Here is an 18,631-nt window from a genome sequence, read left to right on the forward strand (position 1 = left end):
GCTACAATCGGGGTTTGCCCTCGAGTTCGGACCGTCATGCAAGACCAGATTCTCCAAGCCCTGCGCCGCAATGCGGTGGACGATGCCGTGCAGCTGGCGCGCGAGTGGACCACGACCGAGCCGGAGCAGCCACAGGCGCACCGCTGGCTGTCGCTGTCGCTGCAGCAGCAGGGCCAGTTCGATGACGCGCTGGCCAGCCTGCAGCAGGCGCTGACGCTGGCCCCGGACAATGCCGACCTGCACCTGCAGCAGGCCGGCCTGCTGCTGGCCCTGCGCCAGTTCGATGCGGCCGGCTCGGCACTGGACCGCACCGCCGAACTCAACCCCAATGAACTGTCCGCCTACGTGATCCAGGCGCATCTGGCGCTGGCCCGCAACGACGTGGACGAAGCCGAGCGGCTGACCCGCATGGCCACCCGCGTGGACGAAGAGCACCCGGAACTGGCCGCGCTCTCGGGCATGGTCGCGCTGCGCCGGGGCGAGGTGGATCGCGCGCTGGCTCTGCTGTCGGCCGCCAGCGAAGCCCTGCCGGGCGATTCGCGGGTGCTGTACGCGCTCGGCTTCGCCTACCTGGGCAAGGACATGCTGGCCTTCGCCGAGCAGGCCTTCCGCCGCGTGCTGGAGGTGAACCCGAGTGTCACCTCGCTGCAGGGCCTGATCGTGCAGCTGGCGCTGCGCCAGGGCCATGTGGATGTGGCCGCGGAGATGATGCGCCAGGTGCTGGCCACGCCGGCCAGTGACACCCCGGCGATGCGCCGCCTGGCCGGTGAGCTGGAGCTGCAGGCCGGGCAGCCGCTGCTGGCGCTGGAGCATCTGCTGCCGGTCCTGAGCCAATGGCCGTCCGATCGCCACACGCTGCAGCTGCTGCTGATGGCCTGGCAGCGCCTGGGCCGCGAAGAGCAGGCCCGCGAGACGCTCGATGCGACCCTGGCCGATCACCCCGAGGTGCACGACCTGTGGATGGCGCGCCTGACCGTCGAGCCGGTGGGAGGCCCGGAAGCGGTGGCCGTCGGCGAGCGCTGGCTGCAGGCCATGCCCGAGCACCTGCCGGCGCTGGAAACGCGCCTGCGCCTGCACGACATGAACAATGAAGAAGACGCGGCCGAAGCGATCGCCGAGCGGATCGTCACCCTGGAGCCGGGCCGCGTCAGTGGCGAAGCGCGCCGGGTCGAAGGCCTGCTGAAGCGGGATCCATCCGCGGCGATCGCGCGCGTGCAGGCCCTGCACGATGGCGCGCCCGAGGCGGCCAGGCCGTCGCTGCGCGCGTGGCTCGGCGCGATCCAGGACCGCGCCGGCCAGTACCGCGATGCGGTCCGGACCTGGGTGGATCTGCACGCTGCCGAAGCGCCCCAGCGCCTGCCGCTGCCGCCGCAGGCCAAGGCGCCGCCGAGCTGGCCGGAGCTGGCATCCGTGCCGGAGGACAACGCCATCGCGCCGATCTTCGTCTGGGGCGCCCCGGGCTCGGGCGTGGAGCGCGTGATCGCCGCCCTGGCCGCGGCCAGCCCGGTGGTCCGCGGCGATCGCTTCGGTGCCACGCCGCCCAACGATGCCTTCCAGAGCTATCACACGCTGCAGGACCTTTCGACCGGCACGCTGACGCCGGAGGCGCTGGTCGCACGCTGGCGCGAACAGCTGCCCGCGCGCGGGATCAACAGTGGCGCCGTGATCGACTGGCTGCTGTGGTGGGACAACGCATTGTTGTGGGCGCTGCGACCGCAGCTGCCGGAAGGCCGCCTGATCGTCGCCCTGCGCGATCCGCGCGACATGCTGCTGGAATGGATCGCCTTCGGTGCGCCGGCGCCGTTCGCGGTGAACTCGGTGCACGAAGCCGCCGAGTGGCTGGCGCGCTCGCTGGCCCAGGTCGCGACGCTGCACGAGCAGGATCTGTACCCGAACGCGCTGGTGCGCATCGATGACATCGGGCACGACGCGCAGGCGATGGCCCAGTACCTGGGCAACCTGTTCGGCATGCGCTTCCCGCCGGCGGCAACGCTGGGCCCGGCCCGGATGGCGCCCGGTCATTGGCGCGATTACCGCGATGAAATGGGCCCCGCGTTCGCGCTGTTGACCTCGGTCGCGGTGCGCCTGGGCTACCCGGAAGAGTGAGGAGAGGCACATGCACCTGAGCAGTGACAGCATCACCAACGGCCAGCCGATCCCCGCCACGTTCGCGGCCGGCAATGCCGAGGGCTTCGCACCCAACCGCAATCCGCAGCTGGCCTGGCACGACGTGCCGGCCGGCACCCGGTCGTTCGCGCTGCTGTGCATCGATCCGGACGTGCCGACCGTGCCGGACACGGTCGGCCGCGAGGATTGCACGGTGCCGCGCGACCAGCCGCGCGCGCACTTCACCCATTGGGCGATGGCCGATATCCCGGGCGACGTGCACGCGTTGGCCGCCGGCAGCTGCAGCGACGGTTTCACGGTGCGCGGCAAGACCCAGCCGGCGGGCCCGGCGGGCAGCCGCCAGGGAGTGAATGATTTCACCGGCTGGTTTGCCGGAAACCCGGACATGGCCGGCCAGTACCTGGGCTATGACGGCCCGTATCCGCCGTTCAACGACGAGCGCGTGCACCGTTATTTCTTCCGCGTGTTCGCGCTGGACGTGGCGCAGCTGGCGCTGCCGAGCCCATTCACCGGGGCGGACGTGCTGCGCGCGATGCACGGGCACGTGCTGGCCGAAGCATCGCTGCATGGCACCTACACGTTGAACCCGGCGTTGGCGTGATCCCCCGGTGGGTACCGACCGTTGGTCGGCGCGACATCCGGTAGGTACCGACCGTTGGTCGGCGCTATATCCGGTAGGTACCGACCGTTGGTCGGTACTGCGCTGTCGGGAGCCGGCCAGCGGCCGGCACTACCTGATGGAGAAGGGCGGCCGGTGGCCGCCCTTCTGCTTTCTTATTTCTTCTCGTTCGCGGACTCGACCACCATGTCCAGCACATACGCATTGGACGAGGCATCGGCCGGCGGGTTGGCGATCGTGTAACGCTTCACGCGCACCACGTTGCGCACGCCGTCTTCGTGGGTATACCCCTCGATGACATCGTAGAAGTTCTCCCACTCGCCCGGCTCGCCCTGCTTGATGCCGTTGGCGTCGTAGCGGATTTCGCGGGTCTGCAGGCACTGCTTGTCGCGGATCATCGGGTGCGGGCACGGCTTTGTCTGCGCGGCCACTTCCAGGAACACGGTCTCGCCTGCGCCGCCGTAGCGGGTTTCCGCGGTCGGCTCCGGGGTGAACACCAGCACATCGCCCTTGGCGGTGCGCAGGGTCAGCTGGCCGGCATCGCCCAGTTCCGTCTTCAGGGCGCCTTCCAGGCGGCTGCCGACGGCCTGGTCCAGCGCCATCAGGTTCTTGTCGGTGCAGGCCATCATGGTCGACGCCATCGGCGAGATCGTCAGCGAACCATCGGCCAGCGTGTAGCCGCCGCCCATGCGGTTGCAGGTATTGCTGATCGCGATGCGGTCGTCCTGGAAGTCCAGCGTGACCGGCTTGTCGGCGCGGGCGAACAGCGCATCGATGCGCTTGCCGCTGGCATCGGTGGCCGAATCCAGGCGCCAATGGCTGCCCTGCAGGCGCTGCACGTCCAGACGGGCCACGGCGGCCTGGTCGGCGGCGGCGGTCGGCGCCGGGGCGAGGTCATCGCGGCCGGCGGGGGCAGTCGAGGGGTTGCTGCAGGCGGCCATCAGGGCCAGCGGCAGGATCAGCATCAGGGTGCGTTTCATGTACATCTCCTTGGGAACCTGGGGAAAAACGCCGGCACCACCACAACGGGGTTACGCCGGCGCCGGGCTGTTCAGTTGCCAGCCGGCAACCAGAGCAGCAATGCCGCGCCCAGTGCGATGCGGTAAATCGCGAACGCAGTGAACCGGTGCGACTTGATGTAGCCCAGCAACCACTTCACTACGACGAAGCCGGTGACGACCGCGGCAAGGAAGGCCACGCCCACATCGGTCCAGTTCTCGCTGGCGAGCTTGCCGTCCTTGGCCAGTTCCAGGAAGGCATAGCCGCTGGCGGCGAACATGGTCGGGATACCCACCAGGAACACGAACTCGGTGGCTTTCGCGCGTCGGCTCAGGCCGAACAGCATCGCGATGAAGATCGCCGCCGCCGAACGCGAGGTGCCGGGAAACACGCCCGCGACCACCTGCGCCACACCCACCAAGACCGCGACCTTCCAGGTCACTTCATCGCGTTCGGGCAGGCGCGCGGTGTAGGCCTCCACCAGGATCATCCAGAGGCCGCCGATGATCAGTGCCCAGGCTACCGGGGTGACCGTCTCGGGCAGTTCCCAGCCGGCCAGGCGGACCGGCAGGCCGACCACGGCCGTCACCAGGAACGCGGTGCCGAGCTTGAGCACGTAGTCGCGGTTGGCGCGCTCGTGCAGGCCGGTCGCCAGGGTCCACAGCCGCTGCCGGAACACCAGCGTGATCGCCAGGATCGCGCCGGCCTGGATGATGATGTTGAAGAAGTCCGAGCGTGCGCCCAACCAGTGCTGGGCGATCAGCAGGTGGCCGGTGCTGGAGATCGGCAGGAATTCGGTGAGGCCTTCAAGAATGCCCAGAAGGAGGGCGGAGAGCAGGTCGGACATCGGGAGTGCTGGGGCTCGGAATGGGTGAAATCGGGAGGCAGCATAAAACATCCGCGTCCCGCACCAAATGTGTGCGTGGTGCAGGGTGTGCACTACTTTGGTGCGGGCGGGCACGCACCGGGTCGTTGCTGAGCCCAGTGAAATCAAGGGGTTGTGAAGTCTGAAAAGTTGGCACGGGGATTGCTCTATCCCCTCAGGCAATCACCCATCTGAGGTTTCACCGATGTCCGTGGAAAATGTTGAGAAGCTGATCAAGGACAACCAGATCGAGTTCGTCGACCTGCGTTTCGTCGATATGCGTGGTATCGAGCAGCACGTCACCTTCCCGGTCAGCATCGTGGAGCCGTCGCTGTTCGAAGAAGGCAAGATGTTCGATGGCAGCTCGATCGCCGGCTGGAAGGGCATCAACGAATCGGACATGGTCCTGCTGCCGGACCCGTCCAGCGCCTACATCGACCCGTTCTACGCCGATCCGACCCTGGTCATCAGCTGCGACATCCTCGATCCGGCCACCATGCAGCCGTACGGCCGCTGCCCGCGCGGCATCGCCAAGCGCGCCGAGGCCTACCTGAAGTCCTCCGGCATCGCCGAGCAGGCCTTCTTCGGCCCGGAGCCGGAATTCTTCATCTTCGATTCGGTCCGCTTCGCCAACGACATGGGCCACACCTTCTTCAAGATCGATTCCGAAGAAGCGGCCTGGAGCACCGGTGACAAGTACGACGGCGCCAACAGCGGCTACCGTCCCGCGGTGAAGGGCGGCTACTTCCCGGTCCCGCCGACCGACTCGCTGCACGACCTGCGCGCGGAAATGTGCAAGACGCTGGAACAGGTCGGCATCGAAGTGGAAGTGCAGCACCACGAAGTGGCCACCGCCGGCCAGTGCGAGATCGGCACCAAGTTCAGCACCCTGGTGCAGAAGGCCGATGAACTGCTGCGCATGAAGCACGTGATCAAGAACGTCGCCCACCGCAACGGCAAGACCGCCACCTTCATGCCCAAGCCGCTGGTCGGCGACAACGGCAGCGGCATGCACGTGCACCAGTCGCTCTCCAAGGGCGGCACCAACCTGTTCTCCGGTGACGGCTACGGCGGCCTGAGCCAGCTGGCGCTGTGGTACATCGGCGGCATCTTCAAGCACGCCAAGGCCATCAACGCCTTTGCCAACTCCGGCACCAACAGCTACAAGCGCCTGGTCCCGGGCTTCGAAGCGCCGGTGATGCTGGCCTACTCGGCCCGCAACCGCTCCGCCTCGTGCCGCATTCCGTGGGTGTCCAACCCGAAGGCGCGCCGCATCGAAATGCGCTTCCCCGATCCGATCCAGTCCGGCTACCTGACCTTCACCGTGCTGATGATGGCCGGCCTGGACGGCATCAAGAACCAGATCGACCCGGGCGCACCGAGCGACAAGGATCTGTACGACCTGCCGCCGGAAGAAGAGAAGCTGATCCCGCAGGTCTGCTCCTCGCTGGACCAGGCCCTGGAAGCGCTGGACAAGGACCGCGAGTTCCTCAAGGCCGGTGGCGTGATGAGCGACGACTTCATCGACGGCTACATCGCGCTGAAGATGCAGGAGGTCACCAGGTTCCGCGCGGCGACCCACCCGCTCGAGTACCAGATGTACTACGCGAACTGAGCAATGGGTGACGATGACGAAGGATTTCCCTCCCACCCTTCGTCATCGTCGCCACCTTTTGCAACCGGGGCCGGGGCGGCCTGCAACGCGCCCCGCACCGCGGTTCAACGGGACAGTGGTAGATGCGCTGCGGCTGGGGAGCCGCGACGCAGGCAGTACGCACCACCAGGGGCATGAGAGACCGGACGCGTGTCATGGGCCCTTCCTCCCTCCCGCGTCACCGCTGGCGTCGCCCTCCGGGCGTCGGCAACGGCGTGGCCCATGCAACGTTCGGCGCAACGACCGGCGGCCATGTGCAAGTGGCCGCCGGTTGACCTGACATCGGCCCCACGCGGGCCGGTTCCATCCACCATCGGGATATGCGCATGAAACTGATCTCCGCCATCATCCGGCCGTTCAAGCTCGACGAGGTCCGCGAGGCCCTCTCCGACGCTGGCGTGTCGGGCATCACCGTGACCGAAGTCAAAGGCTTCGGCCGCCAGAAGGGCCACACCGAGTTGTATCGCGGCGCGGAGTACGTCGTGGATTTCCTGCCGAAGATCAAGATCGAGACCGTCGTGACCGACGATCGCCTGGAGGCCGTGGTCGAGGCCATCCAGACCGCGGCCGGCACCGGCAAGATCGGCGACGGCAAGATCTTTGTCACCGCGGTCGAACAGGTCGTCCGCATCCGCACCGGCGAAATCGGCGCTGACGCGCTCTAACCCCACTCGGAGCCCACAATGAAGACCTCTTTGTTCACCGGGTGGCAAGCCCGGTTCCATGCCGTGTGCCTGATGATGCTGCTCAGCGCGCTGGCCGTTGGTGCCTTCTCCAGCAGTGCGCATGCCCAGGCCCAGGTCACCCCCGTGCCGTCGGAAACGGTCGCGGTCGAGCCGCTGCCGACCACGCCGGAGGCCACGGCTGCCCCGGCCGCCGAAGCCGCCGCTGCACCTGCCTTCGACCACGGTGACGTGGCCTGGATGCTCACCTCCACCCTGCTGGTGCTGTTGATGGTGGTGCCGGGCCTGGCGCTGTTCTATGGCGGCCTGGTGCGCTCCAAGAACGTGCTCTCCATCCTCAGCCAGATCCTGGTGGTGTTCTCGCTGGTGCTGATGCTGTGGGTGGCCTATGGCTACAGCGCGGTGTTCAGTGAAGGCAACGCCTTCTTCGGCTCGTTCACCCAGTTCGCCTTCCTCAAGGGCTTCGGGCCGGATACCGTCGGCAACACGCCGATCGCCGGCCTGCCGGACTATCTGTTCGTCGCCTTCCAGTCGACCTTCGCCGGCATCACCACCGCACTGATCGTCGGTGCGTTCGCCGAGCGCATCAAGTTCAAGGCCGTGCTGCTGTTCTCGGCCCTGTGGTTCACCCTGAGCTACATCCCGATGGCGCACATCGTGTGGGGCGGCGGTTATCTGGCCGAGCTCGGCGCGATCGACTTCGCCGGTGGCACCGTGGTCCACATCAATGCCGGCGTGGCCGGCCTGGTGGGCGCGTACTTCGTCGGCAAGCGCATCGGCTACGGCCAGACCGCACTGAAGCCGCACAACGTGCCGTTCACCTATATCGGCGCGATGCTGCTGTGGGTGGGCTGGTTCGGCTTCAACGCCGGCTCGGCCGCCGCCGCCGACACCGTCGCCTCGCTGGCCTTCATCAACACCCTCCTTGCCACCGCCGCCGCGGTGCTGGGCTGGACCCTGGTCGAAGCGGTCAGCAAGGGCAAGCCGTCCGCGCTGGGCGCTGCTTCTGGCGCCGTGGCCGGCCTGGTCGGCATCACCCCGGCCTGCGGCACCGTGGGCCCGCTGGGCGCGATCGTGATCGGCCTGGTCGCCGGCGTGGTCTGCGTCTGGGGCGTCACCGGCCTCAAGCGCCTGCTCAAGGTCGATGACACCGCCGACGTCTTCGGTGTGCACGGCATCGGTGGCATCGTCGGTGCGCTGCTCACCGGTGTGTTCAGCGCGCAATCGCTGGGCGGCACCAAGGCCGACCTGGACATCGGCCACCAGGTCTGGGTGCAGCTGGTCAGCGTCGGCTTCACCATCGTCTGGTGCGCCTTGGCCACCGTGCTGATCCTGCTGGTGGTGCGCATGGTGTTCGGCCTGCGCGTCACCGAAGAAGCAGAGCGCACCGGTCTGGATGTCACCTCGCACGGCGAGTCGGCCTACGAGGCCTGAGCCGCGCGATACCGCATTAGAAACGAGAGAGAGATGCTTCACCTTCGCCGGCGGCCTTCGGGTCGCCGGCTTTTTTATCGGGCTGCTTTCAACGACGACCGCGCGATTCACGCCGCGCCCGGCAACCGCGCGCCAGATCACGCACAATGCGGTCATGCGCCAGATCCGCTTCCTGCTTCCGCTGCTCGCCTGCCTGCTGTTCGCTGCCTGCGCCAGTACCGGGGTCCGCAGCCCGCTCGCCACCTGGGTGCCGTCACCGAACCACAACGCGCGCGCGCCGGTGGTGATCGTGCTGCACCACACCGATCAGCACTCCGTGCAGGAGAGCCTGGACACGCTGCGCAGCGCCAACAGCGGCGGCAAGGTCAGCTCCCACTATCTGGTCGGCGCCGACGGCCACATCTACCAGCTGGTCGGCGATGACCGCCGCGCGTGGCATGCCGGTCCCGGGCGCTGGGGCACGATCACCGATCTCAACTCGGCCTCGATCGGCATCGAGATCGACAATGACGGCGACACGCCGTTCGCACCGGCGCAGATCGCCGCCCTGATCCGCCTGCTCGAGGACCTGTGCGCGCGCCTGCGCATCCCACCCAGCCAGATCATCGCGCATGCCGACCTGGCGCCGTCGCGCAAGCAGGATCCCAGCCGTTTCTTCCCGTGGCAGACCCTGGCCGAGGCCGGCTTCGGCGTATGGCCGCGCGCCGCCGATGGCCCGGCCCCGCCCGGCTTCGATGCCTGGCTGGCGCTGCAGGCGTTCGGCTATCCGATGGACGAACGGGCTGCCGCAGTCGGTGCCTTCCATCGCCGCTTCCGCGGTCGTGACGATCTCTCCGCAGATCTCGATGCCGAAGACGCCCGCATCCTGCACTCGCTGCTGTTGCAACAGGAACGCCGCCCATGAAGTTCACGCCCCTCCTCCCCGCACTCAAACACGCCGCGTTGATGGGCATCGCGTCGGCGCTGCTGAGTGCGTGTGCGGTCGCGCCGCAGCGCCCCGCATCACAAGCGCCTGTGCAAACCAGCACTTACGCGAAGGCGAATTGGAACGCATTGCCTGCCGTCGCAGACGCCGATCTGCAGGCTGGCTTCGCGGCCTGGCGCAGTGCCTGCCCGCGCCTGAAGACGGAGGCCAGCTGGGCGTCCACCTGCGCCGCAGCGGCCAACGTCGCCACCACGCCGGACGCCATCCGCCAGTTCCTGCAGGCGAATCTCGACGTCTATGCGCTGCGCGCGGGTGGCAGCCGGTCGGACGGATTGATCACCGGCTACTACGAGCCGATCTATGCCGGCAGCCTCACCCGTACCGCCAAGGCATCGGTGCCGGTGTACGGCGTGCCGGGCGACATGGTCAGCGTCCAGCTCGACAGCCTCTACCCCGAACTCAAGGGCAAGCGCCTGCGCGGCCGCGTGGAGGGGCGCGTGCTCAAGCCCTATGACGATGCCGCGCGGATCGCCGCGAACGGCGTCAAGGCACCGGTGCTGGCCTGGCTGACCAGCCCGATGGACCTGCAGTTCCTGCAGATCCAGGGCTCGGGGCGCGTGCAGTTGGCCGACGGCCGCCAGCTTCGGATCGCCTACGCCGACCAGAACGGTCATCCCTACCGCCCGATCGGCCGCTGGCTGGTGGAGCAGGGCGAGCTGAAGCAGGCCGACGTGAGCATGGCCGCCATCCGCGCCTGGGCCGATGCCCATCCCGCGCGCGTTCCCGAGCTGCTCGCCAGCAACCCCAGCTATGTGTTCTTCACCCGCGGCCCCGACAGCGACGACGGCCCGCGTGGCTCGTTGAACGTGCCGCTCACCGCCGGCTACAGCGTCGCCGTGGACCGCAACGTGGTGCCGCTGGGCAGCCTGCTGTGGCTGTCCACCACGCGCCCGGACGGCACCGCGCTGGTGCGCCCGGTCGCCGCGCAGGATACCGGCGGTGCCATCACCGGCGAGGTCCGCGCGGACCTGTTCTGGGGCACCGGCGCTGCGGCCGGCGAGCTGGCGGGGCACATGAAGCAGAAGGGCACGATCTGGATGCTGTGGCCGAAGGGCGTGGCGTTGCCGAAGGCGCCGGTCGCGGCGAACTGACGACGCGCGGATCTGGTGGGGGCGGGTATACGTGCGGTTGTTGCAGCGCCCGGGAGGACTCATGAAGGTCATACGCATCCTCGCCAACATCCCCGCGTCCGATCCGGCCGCCGCGGACAGTTTCTATCGGGACATCCTTGGCCTGGAACTGGCCATGGATCACGGTTGGATCCGCACCTATGCGGGATCTGCCGAAATGAAGGTCCAGGTGAGTGTGGCGTCCGAAGGCGGCTCCGGTACCACCGTGCCTGATCTCTCCATCGAGGTCGACGATCTGGACGAAGTGCTGCGTCGGGTGCACGCGGCCAACCTTCCGATCACGTACGGCCCGGTCCACGAACCGTGGGGTGTGCGTCGGTTCTACCTCCGCGATCCGTTGGGCCGGCTGGTCAACATCCTGCAGCATGCGTGAGCGAGGCAGGAAACCGGGATCAACAGGCCTGCCGTTTTGCACTACATTGGTGCAATGACCACCGCGCTACCGCCCCCTGCCCTCGACGCCCTCGGCACCCCGGTCGCCTGGGCCGATGCCAGCGGCCGCCTGGTGGGCTGCAATCCCGCCTTCGCGCGCTGGCTGGGCGTGAGCGTGCGGCGCCTGCTGGGCCAGCCGCTGGCCTCGCTGGAGGCCCAGGGCGACGCCTTGGCCCACTTCCTGGCGCGTGACGAGCGCGACACCCTGCGACTGCACCGGCTGGCCCTGGCGCTGCCGGGCGATGCACCGCGCTTTGCCGAGGGCTGGCTGAGCCGCTGGGATGAGGGTGGCTGGCTGCTGGAGGCGCATCCGGTCGATGAGTTCCCGGGGTTGGATCCCACCCAGGCGCTGCCCAGCGCGCTCAGTGCCGCGCTCAAGGGCTTGGCGCATGAGCTGCGCAACCCGCTGGCCGGGTTGAAGGGCGCGGCCCAGCTGCTGGCACGCCGCAACGCGCAGCGTGATCCGGACGAGCGTGAACTGATCGAGCTGATCGGTTCGGAGATCGAACGCCTCAACGGCCTGCTCGAGCAACTGCTGTCGCCGGCACCGGCCGCGCCGCATGCACCGCTCAACATCCATGCCTCGCTGGAGCGCGTGCTGCGCCTGGCCGAGAGCGAGGGTGGCTGGGCCGTCCGGATGCAGCGCGATTACGACCCCAGCATTCCCGAGTTCGATGGCGACGCCGACCGTCTCACCCAGGCGGTGTGGAACCTGGTCCGCAATGCGATCCAGGCCGGTGCCGGCACGGTGACCCTGCGCACGCGGGTGGAGCACGGTGTGCGCATCACGGATCAACTGCACCCGCTGGCGCTGCGGCTGGAAATCGCCGATGACGGCCGTGGCGTGCCCGAAGACCTGGCCGAGCATCTGTTCCTGCCGCTGGTCAGTGGCCGCGCCGAGGGCACCGGGCTGGGCCTGGCGCTGGCCCAGCAGGTGGCGCGCGAGCATCGCGGCACCCTGACCTACCGCTCGCGCCCGGGCCATACCGTATTCACCGTGCTCCTGCCGATCGGGCAGGGCACCCCCGCCGAGGACACCGCCGCCCATGGCTGACCAGGTCGATACCACCGCCCAGCGCGTCTGGGTGGTCGACGATGACCGCGCGGTGCGCTTCGTGCTGTGCACTGCGCTGCGCGAGGCCGGCTACCGTGTCGAAGGCTTCGACGGCGCAGCTGCGGCGCTGGCGATGCTGGCCGATCAGCCGCCACCGGACCTGCTGTTCACCGATGTGCGCATGCCCGGCGATGATGGGCTGGTGCTGCTGGACAAGCTCAAGGCCGCGCATCCACAGCTGCCGGTGATCGTGATGTCGGCCTACACCGATGTGGCCAGCACGGCCGGCGCCTTCCGCGGCGGTGCGCAGGAGTTCCTGTCCAAGCCCTTCGATCTGGACGATGCGGTCGCCCTGGCGCAGCGCGTGCTGCCGGCCCCGGATGTGCCCCTGGCCGAGCCGAGCGAGACCGCCAGCGCCACGCCGCCGGACCAGCGCCCGCAGCTGGTCGGCGATACGCCGGCGATGCGTGCGCTGTTCCGCGCGATCGGGCGCTTGGCGCAGGCGCCGCTGTCGGTACTGATCAATGGCGAGACCGGCACAGGCAAGGAACTGGTCGCGCATGCGCTGCACCACGAATCGCCGCGCGTGCAGGGCCCGTTCGTCGCACTCAATACCGCGGCCATTCCCTCCGAACTGCTGGAAAGCGAGCTGTTCGGCCACGAAGCCGGCGCGTTCACCGGGGCGCAGCGTCGCCATATCGGCCGCTTCGAGCAGGCCAACGGCGGCACGCTGTTCCTCGATGAAATCGGCGACATGCCGTTGCCGCTGCAGACGCGCCTGCTGCGCGTGCTGGCCGAGGGTGAGTTCTTCCGTGTCGGCGGACGCGAACTGATCCGCGTCGATGTGCGCGTGATCGCCGCGACCCACCAGGACCTGGAAAGCCTGGTCGCGCAGGGGCGCTTCCGCGCGGACCTGCTGCATCGGCTGGATGTCGTTCGGCTGCGGCTGCCGCCGCTGCGCGAGCGTCGCGACGATATCGCCCAGCTCGCCGAGACCTTCCTTGCGGCCGCCTCACACAAACTGGACACGCCCCCCAAGCGGCTGACCGCGGCGGCGCTGCAGGCACTGCGCGAACACGATTGGCCGGGCAACGTGCGTGAGCTGGAGAATGTGTGCTGGCGCATGGCCGCGCTCGCTGCGGCCGACAGCATCGGTGTGGCCGACGTGGACAGCGCGCTGCATCGGGGCGCGGGTGCGCCGCGCTCGCGCAGCGCCGGCGATCCGGGCCAGTGGGAAACGCTGCTGTCGGCGTGGGCGCGCCAGCGGCTGGCCGAAGGCGCCGAAGGCCTGCACGCACAGGTGCGTGAACGCGTCGACCACGCACTGCTCGAGGCCGCGCTGCAGATCACCCACGGCCGCCGTGCCGAGGCCGCCGCGCGGCTGGGCATGGGCCGCAACACCCTCACCCGCAAGCTCGGCGCCGGGCGCCGCCGCGGCGGATGAACCGCATGTCCACACCGCGTGTGCGCCGTGTCCCGGCCGCTTTCATGGCCTGTGGACGAGCGCACCGTTAGTTTGCAACCAAGGAGTCTTCCCATGCGCAGTTCCCCTGTCGTCCTCGCTGCGGTGATCGCGGTCGGCCTGGCCGCCTGCGGCAGCACGCCGCCGCCGCGCCCCGTGGCACCCGTCGTGCCGGTGGTCAGCACCGCGCAGATGGCCGAAGCCAATCTGTCGCCGGCCTCGGCCAGCCTGGTCAGCGGGCGCCTTGCGCTGGTCCCGGACACGCGCGGCGTGCATATCACCGGCGTCATCGGCGGCCTGCAGCCCCTGCAGGTGGCCGGATTCCACGTCCATGAGCGCGGCGACTGCAGTGCGGTCGATGCGAGCAGCGCCGGTGCGCATTTCAATCCGGCCGGCCAGCCGCACGGCCGCAACAGCGCCGGTGCGCATCACGCCGGTGACATGGACAACCTGCGTGCCGACGCGCAGGGGCGCGTCAACGTCGACATCCGCCTGCCAGCGGTTACCCTTGGCGGCGGCGCAGCCACCGATATCGCAGGACGTGCACTGATCGTGCATGCCAACGCCGACGATTACCGCAGCCAGCCCGCCGGCAACGCCGGCGCCAGAATCGCCTGCGGCGTCATTCGGGTCGTGCGCTGATCGCGCAGGCCCCCGACGTCGCTTCTTCCAACGCTACCCGCAAGGAGATCCACATGCGCCTGATCCACACCTCGTTGTTCGCCGCCATCGCCGCGCTCGGCCTGACCGCCTGCAACAAGCCGGCCGACACCACCCCGGAAGCCACCCCGGCCGCTGAAGCCACCGCGGCCCAGCCGACCGCCGAAGCGACCCCGGAAGCCCCGCCGGCAATGACCAGCGAAGCCCATGCCAACCACACCGCCAGTGCCGATCTCGCCGCGACCCAAGGCAACGACGTCAAGGGCAACGTGACCTTCAGCATCGTCGACGGCAAGGTCCACGTGAAAGGCCAGGTCAGCGGCCTGAAGCCCAACAGCGAGCATGGCTTCCACATCCATGAGAAGGGCGACTGCAGCGCGCCGGACGGCGCCAGCGCCGGCGGCCACTTCAACCCGGGCAAGGAAGACCACGGCAGCGTTGCCACCGCACCGCACCACGGCGGTGACATGCCCAACATCAAGGCCGACGCCCAGGGCAATGCCGTGGTCGACGCTCCGGTCTCGACCAACGTCAACATCGGCAAGGGCGACGACTTCGACATCATCGGCCGCGGCCTGATCGTCCACGCCGACGCGGACGACTACAAGACCCAGCCGACCGGCAACGCCGGCGCACGCCTGGCCTGCGCGGTGATCAAAGCGGCTCCGTAATCCGGGCCGTGGTTGACGAAAAAACGCCGGCATTCGCCGGCGTTTTTTTTGAATAACGGTGAATAACGGGGACGGAGGTAGTTAAGCCGCCGGCTTAACTACCTCCGTCCCTATTAACGGGCCAGCAGCGCGCGCGCGTCCTGCCCGGCTTCGCAATGCACGAACAGCACCGGCAGTCCATGCGCTTCCAGCACGGCGGCCATCTGCCGCTGGCGGATCAGGTACTGGTCGTAGATGGCCTGCAGGCGATCGCAGTCACCGGTGCCGTGGTTGTAGTACGCACACCAGCCGGCAGGGTCGAACAGCGCCATACGCACTTCGCCGTCAGCGTATCGAAGCAGCGGCTCCGGCGCGGCATCCAGCCACTCTTCCACGTGCGGTGCCATCAACGCGGTTTCGATCAGCGGCCACAGGATCGCCAGGCCCTGGTTGTCGTACTGCATCGACATCATCGCGGCGAGATCGTTCACCGTGAAATAGCGGGCATGCTCGATCTGCGCGCCGAACGCGTTCTGCGCCTGCAGGGCGGTATCGGGCTGCGCCATGCCCTGGGCCAGCAGCACCTCTTCCAGTGCTTCGGCCACGGCCTGGGTCTGCGCGACTTCGGTGCCGGTCAGCAGGAACGGCACCACCCGCAGGCCGCCACCGGTGAGGGTGGCATCGGCCTGGAACGGCAGCGGCACATCGCCGTCGGCGCCGGCACCGAACGCCAGCACGCGCGGGCCCTGGCTGCGGCCCGGGGCACGCATCTGCAGCTCTTCCAGGCGCCGGTGTACCGGCCAGCCCGGACGCAGCACTTCGGCCGGATCGAAATGGGCGCCGGCGAACACGAAGTCCAGCCCGCTGACGCCGGGCACCAGCTTGGCCAGATCGCGGCCGACACGTTCGGCCAGTTCACCAGCCTGTTCAGAGGACAGCGCGGCATGGCGCGGGGCGTCGCCGCCGGCCAGTTCCAATGCCAGTACGCCAATGGCATTCATGCCGTGGTCGGGTTTGCTCATGGTTTCACGGTTGGCCCATCACAGGGCGGCAGCTACACTTGGCCCCATTATGCCTGCTCCTTCGTGCAGGCCATGTTGCAGACACCCCTCCCATGCCAGGTATCTCCATGCCCAACGCCCGTCCCGTCGCCATCCTCGGCGGCGTCCGCATCCCGTTCTGTCGCCAGAACACGGCTTATTCGGACGTCGGCAACCTCGGTATGTCGGTACGCACGCTCGGGGCGCTGGTGGAGCGCTTCGGCCTGCACGGCCAGCAGCTGGGCGAAGTGGCGATGGGCGCGGTGATCAAGCACTCCAGCGACTGGAACCTGGGCCGCGAAGCGACGCTGTCCTCGGGCCTGTCCCCGCTGACCCCGGGCATCACCATGCAGCGTGCCTGCGGCACCTCGCTGGACACCATCATCGCGGTGGCCAACAAGATCGCGCTGGGCCAGATCGACTCGGGCATCGGCGGCGGCTCCGATACCACGTCCGACGTGCCGATCGTCTACGGCAAGAAGCTGCGCGCACGCCTGCTGGCCGCCAACCGCGCCAAGAGCACCGGCGACAAGCTCAAGGCGCTGACCCGGGGGTTCAAGCTGAGCGAACTCAAGCCGGAATTCCCGGGCGTGGCCGAGCCGCGCACCGGCAAGAGCATGGGTGATCACTGCGAGGACATGGCCAAGGAGTGGAACATCTCCCGCGATTCGCAGGACGAGTGGGCGGTGTCCTCGCACAAGAAGCTCGCCGCTGCTTACGAGCGCGGGTTCTTCAACGAGCTGATCGCCCCGTTCCGTGGCGTGGAGCGCGACAACATTCTGCGTGCCGATACCTCGCTGGAAAAGCTGGCCACGCTGAAGCCGGCCTTCGACAAGGTCTCCGGCCGCGGCACGCTGACCGCCGCCAACTCGACCCCGCTCACCGATGGTGCCTCGGCGGTGCTGCTGGCCAGTGAAGAATGGGCGCGCGCGCACGGCCACGAACCGCTGGCGTATCTGCGTGATTCGCAGGTGGCCGCGGTTGATTTCGTGCACGGCGAAGGCCTGCTGATGGCACCGACGATCGCCGTGCCGGAGATGCTCAAGCGCAACGGCCTGACCCTGCAGGATTTCGACATCTACGAAATCCACGAAGCGTTCGCCGCCCAGGTGCTGTGCACGCTGCGCGCGTGGGAGAGCGAAGACTATTGCCGCAACCGCCTCGGCCTGGATGCGCCGCTGGGCAGGATCGACCCGGCCAAGATCAACCCGCTGGGTTCGTCGCTGGCCACCGGCCACCCGTTCGCCGCCACCGGTGCCCGCGTGATCGCCACGGCGGCCAAGCAGCTGGCCGAGCGCGGCGGTGGCCGCGCGCTGGTCTCGATCTGCACCGCCGGCGGGATGGGCGTGGTGGCGATCGTCGAGCGCTGATCGCCGACGCAGGAAATGAAGAAGGCCGCCCAAGGGCGGCCTTCTTCATTTCCGGGTAGATCCACGCCATGCGTGGATGTGCCAGGTGCCGCGCCGCCCTTTACGGCAGGCGCGGATTGCCGAACTCGTCGCGTTCCACGTGCAGGCGATCTTCTTCGACGTGCATGCGGCCCGGCTCCCCGTGCAGGCGATCCTGCACCGGCGCCGGCCCGCCCATCAGCGACTGCTCTTCGATGGTCGCGCGTTCGGGCACGATCGGGTCCAGTGGGGTCGCGGTCGAGGCACGGGCCAGCGCCACGCTGTCATCGCCGCGCTGCTGGCGCAGCGCATTGGCGAAGCACTGCGAGGCCAGCGCGGTCTCGCCACGGTCGAGGAACACTTCGCCCAGCGCTTCCCACGCGGCCGGGCCGGCACCGGCAGCGATCGCGCGATGCAGGTAATCCTCGGCCAGCGTGTGCTGGCGCTGACGGGCGGCGATGCGACCCAGCGCCAGCAGCAATGCGGGGCTGGAAGGCTGCGTGGTCAACCAGCGCTGCAGGTTGGCCTGGCGGGTGGCCAGTTTCTCCACCGGCATCTGGCCATAGAGCGTCACCACCGATTCGTCCCAGCGCGTGTCCAGTGCCTGCTCGAGGTTGAGCAGGGCCGGTTCGTCCCAGTCCAGGGCCACTGCGCGCAGCGCATAGGCGGAGACGACATCGGGATCGCTGCGCAATGCCTTCGGCGTGGCTTCCCACTGAGCGGCCAACGCGTTCACGTCACCGGCTTCGAGCAGCGACTGCGCGGCCAGGCGGATTTCCAGTTCGGCCACGGCGGCATCGGGCAGCACTTTCTGCTTGCGCAGCGCGCCCAGCTGGCCATACGCCTCGTGCGCGCGATCGGCACGGGCCAGTGCTTCGGTCCGCAGCCACAGGCCGCGCGGCGGCAGCGGCTGGATCGCGGCCACGTCGAGCACGTTGATCGCATCGACCGGGCGTTCCTGGGCCAGCAGGCGTTCGGCCAGCAGCAGGGCATGGCTGGTGGCATCTTCGGTGGCCAGGCGCTGCAGGTACTGATTGACCGCAGCATCGTCATCGCGCGCCTGCGCACTGCGCACCGCGGTCACCATGGCGACCGCGCTCACTTCCTTGTCTTCAGCAGCACTGGTCAGCAGCTTTTCCGCACGCTGCCAGTGGCCGTGTTCGTGCGCCTGCAGGCCTTCGGTCAGGCGGGCGCGGCCCTGCTTGCGGCGGTAGCGGCCCCACGCGCGGAACGGCGAGGCCAGCAGGCTCCACAGCAGCCACAGCACCAGCAGCCCGACCAGCACCATCAGGGCGACCTGCGGCACGGTGGAGCGGTAGTCGGTACCGCCGTAGCGATAGATCACTTCACCGAACTGGCGCAGCTGCTCGGTGCCTAGCCACTGCGAGGCGATCACGCCCAGGGCCACGGCCAGCAGCAGGACCACTAGAGATTGAAACGGCTTCATCG

General features: G+C 68.5%; 17 protein-coding genes. 13 read left to right on the forward strand and 4 right to left on the reverse strand.

The features are described 5' to 3' along the window. The first annotated feature begins 36 nt into the window (after positions 1-36). Positions 37-2,106, forward strand: a complete 2,070-nt coding sequence (locus ABE424_RS11245) for a tetratricopeptide repeat protein (protein ID WP_346491475.1) — start codon at positions 37-39, stop codon at positions 2,104-2,106. A 10-nt stretch (positions 2,107-2,116) separates the two neighbouring features. Beyond that, positions 2,117-2,728, forward strand: a complete 612-nt coding sequence (locus ABE424_RS11250; RefSeq protein WP_346491476.1) for a YbhB/YbcL family Raf kinase inhibitor-like protein — start codon at positions 2,117-2,119, stop codon at positions 2,726-2,728. 173 nt (positions 2,729-2,901) lie between these two features. On the opposite strand, the gene ABE424_RS11255 is transcribed toward ABE424_RS11250, so the two are convergent. Then, positions 2,902-3,726, reverse strand: coding sequence for an META and DUF4377 domain-containing protein (locus ABE424_RS11255; protein ID WP_346491477.1), 825 nt, complete (start codon positions 3,724-3,726; stop codon positions 2,902-2,904). 71 nt (positions 3,727-3,797) lie between these two features. After that, the gene (locus tag ABE424_RS11260; protein WP_179460568.1) at positions 3,798-4,592 is read right to left on the reverse strand and encodes an undecaprenyl-diphosphate phosphatase; all 795 of its coding nucleotides are present in this window, start codon (positions 4,590-4,592) and stop codon (positions 3,798-3,800) included. Positions 4,593-4,815: 223 nt separating this feature from the next. Between ABE424_RS11260 and glnA the strand changes: the two genes are divergently transcribed. The 10 genes from glnA to ABE424_RS11310 all read left to right on the forward strand — a co-directional run bounded on the left by glnA (position 4,816) and on the right by ABE424_RS11310 (position 14,775). After that, on the forward strand, positions 4,816-6,225 hold the full coding sequence (gene glnA / locus ABE424_RS11265) for a type I glutamate--ammonia ligase (RefSeq protein ID WP_179460567.1): 1,410 nt from the start codon (positions 4,816-4,818) through the stop codon (positions 6,223-6,225). 365 nt (positions 6,226-6,590) lie between these two features. Next, positions 6,591-6,929 (forward strand): P-II family nitrogen regulator, encoded by a 339-nt coding sequence (locus tag ABE424_RS11270; RefSeq protein ID WP_019184907.1) that lies wholly within the window; start codon positions 6,591-6,593, stop codon positions 6,927-6,929. Positions 6,930-6,947: 18 nt separating this feature from the next. Further along, a complete protein-coding gene (gene amt, locus ABE424_RS11275) occupies positions 6,948-8,381 on the forward strand; it encodes an ammonium transporter (RefSeq protein ID WP_346491478.1) in 1,434 nt (477 codons plus the stop codon). 154 nt (positions 8,382-8,535) lie between these two features. Then, a complete protein-coding gene (locus ABE424_RS11280; RefSeq protein WP_346491479.1) occupies positions 8,536-9,285 on the forward strand; it encodes an N-acetylmuramoyl-L-alanine amidase in 750 nt (249 codons plus the stop codon). 41 nt (positions 9,286-9,326) lie between these two features. After that, a complete protein-coding gene (locus ABE424_RS11285; protein WP_346491489.1) occupies positions 9,327-10,457 on the forward strand; it encodes an MltA domain-containing protein in 1,131 nt (376 codons plus the stop codon). 61 nt (positions 10,458-10,518) lie between these two features. Next, positions 10,519-10,869, forward strand: a complete 351-nt coding sequence (locus ABE424_RS11290) for a VOC family protein (RefSeq protein ID WP_346491480.1) — start codon at positions 10,519-10,521, stop codon at positions 10,867-10,869. 54 nt (positions 10,870-10,923) lie between these two features. Beyond that, a complete protein-coding gene (locus ABE424_RS11295) occupies positions 10,924-11,982 on the forward strand; it encodes an ATP-binding protein (RefSeq protein ID WP_176990245.1) in 1,059 nt (352 codons plus the stop codon). Continuing rightward, positions 11,975-13,426 (forward strand): nitrogen regulation protein NR(I), encoded by a 1,452-nt coding sequence (gene ntrC / locus ABE424_RS11300; RefSeq protein WP_346491481.1) that lies wholly within the window; start codon positions 11,975-11,977, stop codon positions 13,424-13,426. Before ABE424_RS11295 ends, ntrC begins: the two co-directional genes overlap by 8 nt. 93 nt (positions 13,427-13,519) lie before the next feature. Then, a complete protein-coding gene (locus tag ABE424_RS11305) occupies positions 13,520-14,086 on the forward strand; it encodes a superoxide dismutase family protein (protein WP_179460552.1) in 567 nt (188 codons plus the stop codon). Positions 14,087-14,139: 53 nt separating this feature from the next. Next, positions 14,140-14,775: a superoxide dismutase family protein gene (locus tag ABE424_RS11310; RefSeq protein ID WP_176990242.1), complete on the forward strand. Its 636-nt coding sequence runs from the start codon at positions 14,140-14,142 to the stop codon at positions 14,773-14,775. 113 nt (positions 14,776-14,888) lie between these two features. On the opposite strand, the gene ABE424_RS11315 is transcribed toward ABE424_RS11310, so the two are convergent. Continuing rightward, positions 14,889-15,776: a hypothetical protein gene (locus tag ABE424_RS11315; RefSeq protein ID WP_176990241.1), complete on the reverse strand. Its 888-nt coding sequence runs from the start codon at positions 15,774-15,776 to the stop codon at positions 14,889-14,891. A gap of 92 nt (positions 15,777-15,868) precedes the next feature. Here ABE424_RS11315 and ABE424_RS11320 point away from each other — a divergent pair, with 92 nt between their 5' ends. Further along, positions 15,869-17,164, forward strand: a complete 1,296-nt coding sequence (locus ABE424_RS11320; protein ID WP_346491482.1) for an acetyl-CoA C-acetyltransferase — start codon at positions 15,869-15,871, stop codon at positions 17,162-17,164. A 100-nt stretch (positions 17,165-17,264) separates the two neighbouring features. Here ABE424_RS11320 and ABE424_RS11325 read toward each other — a convergent pair whose 3' ends face one another. Continuing rightward, positions 17,265-18,629, reverse strand: a complete 1,365-nt coding sequence (locus ABE424_RS11325) for a heme biosynthesis HemY N-terminal domain-containing protein (protein WP_346491483.1) — start codon at positions 18,627-18,629, stop codon at positions 17,265-17,267. Between the last annotated feature and the right edge of the window lie 2 nt (positions 18,630-18,631).

Origin of the sequence: Stenotrophomonas sp. TWI1149 (assembly GCF_039673155.1) — a bacterium.
GTDB lineage: Bacteria > Pseudomonadota > Gammaproteobacteria > Xanthomonadales > Xanthomonadaceae > Stenotrophomonas > Stenotrophomonas maltophilia_AA.

Excerpts from the sequence above, each read along its gene's own strand:
- ABE424_RS11245 (WP_346491475.1), top strand. The coding sequence starts at position 37 with ATGCAAGACCAGATTCTCCAAGCCCTGCGCCGCAATGCGGTGGACGAT.
- ABE424_RS11250 (WP_346491476.1), top strand. The coding sequence starts at position 2,117 with ATGCACCTGAGCAGTGACAGCATCACCAACGGCCAGCCGATCCCCGCC.
- ABE424_RS11255 (WP_346491477.1), bottom strand. The coding sequence starts at position 3,726 with ATGAAACGCACCCTGATGCTGATCCTGCCGCTGGCCCTGATGGCCGCC.
- ABE424_RS11260 (WP_179460568.1), bottom strand. The coding sequence starts at position 4,592 with ATGTCCGACCTGCTCTCCGCCCTCCTTCTGGGCATTCTTGAAGGCCTC.
- glnA (WP_179460567.1), top strand. The coding sequence starts at position 4,816 with ATGTCCGTGGAAAATGTTGAGAAGCTGATCAAGGACAACCAGATCGAG.
- ABE424_RS11270 (WP_019184907.1), top strand. The coding sequence starts at position 6,591 with ATGAAACTGATCTCCGCCATCATCCGGCCGTTCAAGCTCGACGAGGTC.
- amt (WP_346491478.1), top strand. The coding sequence starts at position 6,948 with ATGAAGACCTCTTTGTTCACCGGGTGGCAAGCCCGGTTCCATGCCGTG.
- ABE424_RS11280 (WP_346491479.1), top strand. The coding sequence starts at position 8,536 with ATGCGCCAGATCCGCTTCCTGCTTCCGCTGCTCGCCTGCCTGCTGTTC.
- ABE424_RS11285 (WP_346491489.1), top strand. The coding sequence starts at position 9,327 with ATGGGCATCGCGTCGGCGCTGCTGAGTGCGTGTGCGGTCGCGCCGCAG.
- ABE424_RS11290 (WP_346491480.1), top strand. The coding sequence starts at position 10,519 with ATGAAGGTCATACGCATCCTCGCCAACATCCCCGCGTCCGATCCGGCC.
- ABE424_RS11295 (WP_176990245.1), top strand. The coding sequence starts at position 10,924 with ATGACCACCGCGCTACCGCCCCCTGCCCTCGACGCCCTCGGCACCCCG.
- ntrC (WP_346491481.1), top strand. The coding sequence starts at position 11,975 with ATGGCTGACCAGGTCGATACCACCGCCCAGCGCGTCTGGGTGGTCGAC.
- ABE424_RS11305 (WP_179460552.1), top strand. The coding sequence starts at position 13,520 with ATGCGCAGTTCCCCTGTCGTCCTCGCTGCGGTGATCGCGGTCGGCCTG.
- ABE424_RS11310 (WP_176990242.1), top strand. The coding sequence starts at position 14,140 with ATGCGCCTGATCCACACCTCGTTGTTCGCCGCCATCGCCGCGCTCGGC.
- ABE424_RS11315 (WP_176990241.1), bottom strand. The coding sequence starts at position 15,776 with ATGAGCAAACCCGACCACGGCATGAATGCCATTGGCGTACTGGCATTG.
- ABE424_RS11320 (WP_346491482.1), top strand. The coding sequence starts at position 15,869 with ATGCCAGGTATCTCCATGCCCAACGCCCGTCCCGTCGCCATCCTCGGC.
- ABE424_RS11325 (WP_346491483.1), bottom strand. The coding sequence starts at position 18,629 with ATGAAGCCGTTTCAATCTCTAGTGGTCCTGCTGCTGGCCGTGGCCCTG.